Here is a 3,536-nt window from a genome sequence, read left to right as displayed (position 1 = left end):
GTCCATCAGCACGGCCCTCGACATCGCCCTTTCCGAGGCTGATCTGGCCCAGATCAGAGAGGAGCTGGCCCAGAGCGGCTATATCCGCAAAAAAGGAAACGCCAAAAAGGCAAAGCTCACAAGCAGGCCCTTACACTACATCAGCAGCGACGGCTTTCATATTTATGTGGGGAAAAATAATCTTCAGAACGATCAGCTTACCTTTCAGTTTGCCTCTGGAAACGACTGGTGGTTTCACGCAAAGGGGATTCCCGGCTCCCATGTGATCGTAAAGGCCGAGGGCGAAAAAGAGCTTCCTGACCGTACCTTCGAGGAGGCGGGGAGTCTGGCCGCCTACTATTCCAAGGGACGGGGACAGGACAAGGTGGAAATTGACTATGTTCAAAAAAAGCACATTAAAAAGCCGGCTGGAGCCAAGCCCGGCTTTGTAGTGTACTATACCAATTATTCTCTTATGGCAGAATGTGACATTTCCGCCCTTACTTTGGTAAACGACTGATCTTTTACTTTAACAGGCGGCATTTCTTTGCCGCCTTCACCAAAAGATATCCCTTGGGGAAGCCCAAAAGCTCCTTCTGCGTAATCCCCCGAAGCACGATCAAAAGAACAAAATAGACACACGCCCCTATGCCAATGGCCGGAATCACGGAAATCCGCATGGAGCCGGTGAGCGCAAGCAGCCCTTCATAGACGCCCCAGGCTGTCCCCCCCATAAACAGGGAGGCAATCAAGGGGATCACAAAGGTTTTTAACAGCTCCTGTCTGTAGCCCACTGCTCTCCTCACGGAAATCTGGTTTAAGATACACATGGCTCCAGAATAGACCGTATTGGCGATGGCCATGCTGTACAAATCCAAATCTGTGTAAAAGAGCAGAGCGATGGCCGCTGCCGTCTGCAGCACCAGTGCAATAGAGGCATTGACAATGGGAGCATTCACTCTTCCCAATCCCTGAAGAATGGAGCTGTTTAACGTAGAAAGCGCATAAAACACAACCGACAGCGACAGCGTCATCAGCAGTCTTGCCGCCAGATTTACAACCTCCTCGGATCTTGGAAACAAAAGATAGGTCACCGGCTTTGCAAGCACAAAAAGCCCTACCGCCGACGGAATGGAAATCAACATGGTAGATTTCACCGCCACGCCGATTTTATGCCTGGCTCCCTGGATATCCTTCGCCGCCATCAGCTGTGCCACCGAAGGGATCATGGCCGCAGCCATAGCGGAGGCAAAGGCAATGGGAATATTGGAAATGGTCATGGCCTGCCCGGAAAAAATACCCCAGTTGGAGTATAGCACCACTGTGTCCAGCTCCTTCATTGCAGGAAGGATTTTCGTGTACACTGCGTTATTCACCGTCCCGCTGAGATTGTACACGGCAGTGCTTAAAATAAAGGGCGTTACCACAGCCGTTATGGTCTTTAAAATCGCTCCGCAGGAATCTACCTGTCTGTGCCTGTCGTTCCTGATTCTGCGCTTTATGATTTTTCGGTTCAGCCCATAAATGGCCGCCATAAACAAAAGAGCTGCAAGCACTCCCATTCCCGTTCCCATGGCGCTGCCAACAGCGCCATAGGTGGCTCTCCTTACCTGTCCCTCCGTATCTGCAGGAACCTCCATCGTCCCCATAAAACCGTTAATGAGAAGATAGGCTGCGCCTATACTCACCACCGCGTTGGCTATCTGTTCCAAAATCTGGGACACTGAGGTCTGGGCCATGCTCTTATGTGCCTGAAAATATCCCCGCAGCACACCCAGGATACCATAAACAAAAATAGTGGGAGCAAAGGTGCGCAGCACAGGGATAGCCGCTTCTTCTACAAAGATACCGGCCCAAAAAAACAAAAACAGGCTGGCTGCGGCGCCAACCACCAATACATATGCCATAGAGCACAGAAAAATCCTGTGCGCATTGCGGTACTCCCGAAGCGCAAGCTTCTGGGCGATTACCTTAGAGATAGCCGAGGGAATGCTGTAGGAGGAAATCAGCAGAATAATGGTGTAAAATCCATATGCCGCCTGATAATATCCCAGCCCCAGCTCCCCGATGACCTCCGTCAAAGGGCTCCTGTAAAGGAGCCCTATAATCCTGCTTATGATTCCTGCAGCGGCCAGAATTCCCGCCTGCATTACAAAGTTATTTTTTCTGCCGCCGTTGTCACTCATAGTTCACACTTCTCACTTTTATCCTATCAGCCAGTCGTACATTTCCTGATACTTACGCGCAGACACCGTCCAGGAAAAATCTACCGCCATTGCGCGGTCCACAATTTTATTCCATTCGCGCTTTCTGTCATAATAAATGCGTTCCGCATAGCGTATGGTGTTCAGCATCTCATGGGCATTGTAGTTGACAAAGCTGAAGCCCGTTCCCGTATTCTCATATTCATTATACGGCTCCACCGTATCTTTTAGCCCACCTGTTTCTCTCACAATGGGAATTGTGCCATACCGAAGGGCCATCAGCTGGCTCAAGCCGCAGGGCTCAAACAAGGAGGGCATCAGGAAGGCGTCACAGGAGGCATAAATCTTATGAGACAATGGATCAGAATAATAAATATTGGCAGATACCTTGTCTCCGTACTTCCAGTCAAAGTGACGGAACATATTTTCATAGCGCTCCTCACCCGTTCCCAAAACCACAAACTGAATATCGTCCTGACACAGCTCATCCATCACATAAGCAATCAAATCAAGCCCCTTCTGATCCGTAAGCCGGGAAACCAGGCCGATCATCATCTTTTTGTCGTCCTGCTTTAAGCCAAGCTCCTCCTGAAGGGCTCTCTTGTTCTTTATCTTTTCCTTTCGAAAATTCACAGCATTGTACTGTCTTGTAATATAAGGATCTGTTTCCGGGTTGAAAGTGTTATAATCTATGCCGTTCACAATTCCCCTCAGAGAATTGCTTCTGGCACGCAGAAGACCGTCCAGCCCCTCTCCATAGAAAGGTGTCTTGATCTCCTCCGCATAGGTGTTGCTCACAGTGGTCACCGCATCCGCAAAAACAATGCCTCCCTTTAACAGGTTTGCATCCTTGTATGCCTCCAGCTTATCAGGGGTGAAATAGTAAGGAGGCAGTCCCGTGATGCTCTGCACTGTCTTTACATCCCATTTTCCCTGGAATTTCAGATTGTGTATGGTAATCACAGATTTGATATTGCGGAAAAAGTCGCCGTCATGAAAGCGTTCCTTCAGATAGACGGGAATCAGTCCTGTCTGCCAGTCGTGGCAGTGGATTAAATCAGGCTGGAAACCGATAACCGGAAGCACGGAAAGCACTGCCTTTGAGAAGAAGGCAAATTTTTCGATCTCAAAGCGGGCGTCATCACAATAAGGCTTGAATCCGCCGAAATAGCCTTCATTATCAATAAAGTAATAGTGTACGCCTTCCTCTTGGGCCTCAAAAATTCCTACATACACGCTTTTCCAGTTGAAATCCAGATAAAAATTTGTGACGTACCTCAGTTTATCCTTCATTTCCTGTTTCATACAGGTATATTTGGGAAGAATGACCCTGACGTCAAAATACTCCTTATC

3 protein-coding genes are annotated in these 3,536 nt (G+C 48.8%); 1 reads left to right on the top strand and 2 read right to left on the bottom strand.

All coding sequences use genetic code 11. The features are described 5' to 3' along the window. Positions 1–499: NFACT RNA binding domain-containing protein (locus AC1WIP_RS13225; RefSeq protein ID WP_481142268.1), on the top strand; the 499-nt coding region annotated here is incomplete at its 5' end. A gap of 4 nt (positions 500–503) precedes the next feature. Here AC1WIP_RS13225 and AC1WIP_RS13220 read toward each other — a convergent pair. Both AC1WIP_RS13220 and AC1WIP_RS13215 read right to left on the bottom strand, forming a co-directional pair. Then, the gene (locus tag AC1WIP_RS13220) at positions 504–2,165 is read right to left on the bottom strand and encodes a putative polysaccharide biosynthesis protein (protein WP_481142267.1); all 1,662 of its coding nucleotides are present in this window, start codon (positions 2,163–2,165) and stop codon (positions 504–506) included. Between the two features lie 18 nt (positions 2,166–2,183). After that, a partial coding sequence (locus AC1WIP_RS13215) for a glycogen synthase (RefSeq protein ID WP_481142266.1) occupies positions 2,184–3,536 on the bottom strand: 1,353 nt, incomplete at its 5' end.

This window comes from Acetatifactor sp. (genome assembly GCF_982438285.1).
The sequence above is the reverse complement of the archived record's forward strand: the minus strand, read 5'-3'. Positions and strand labels throughout refer to the sequence as shown.

Coding starts and splice junctions, on each gene's coding strand:
- AC1WIP_RS13220 (WP_481142267.1), bottom strand. CDS start 2,165: ATGAGTGACAACGGCGGCAGAAAAAATAACTTTGTAATGCAGGCGGGA.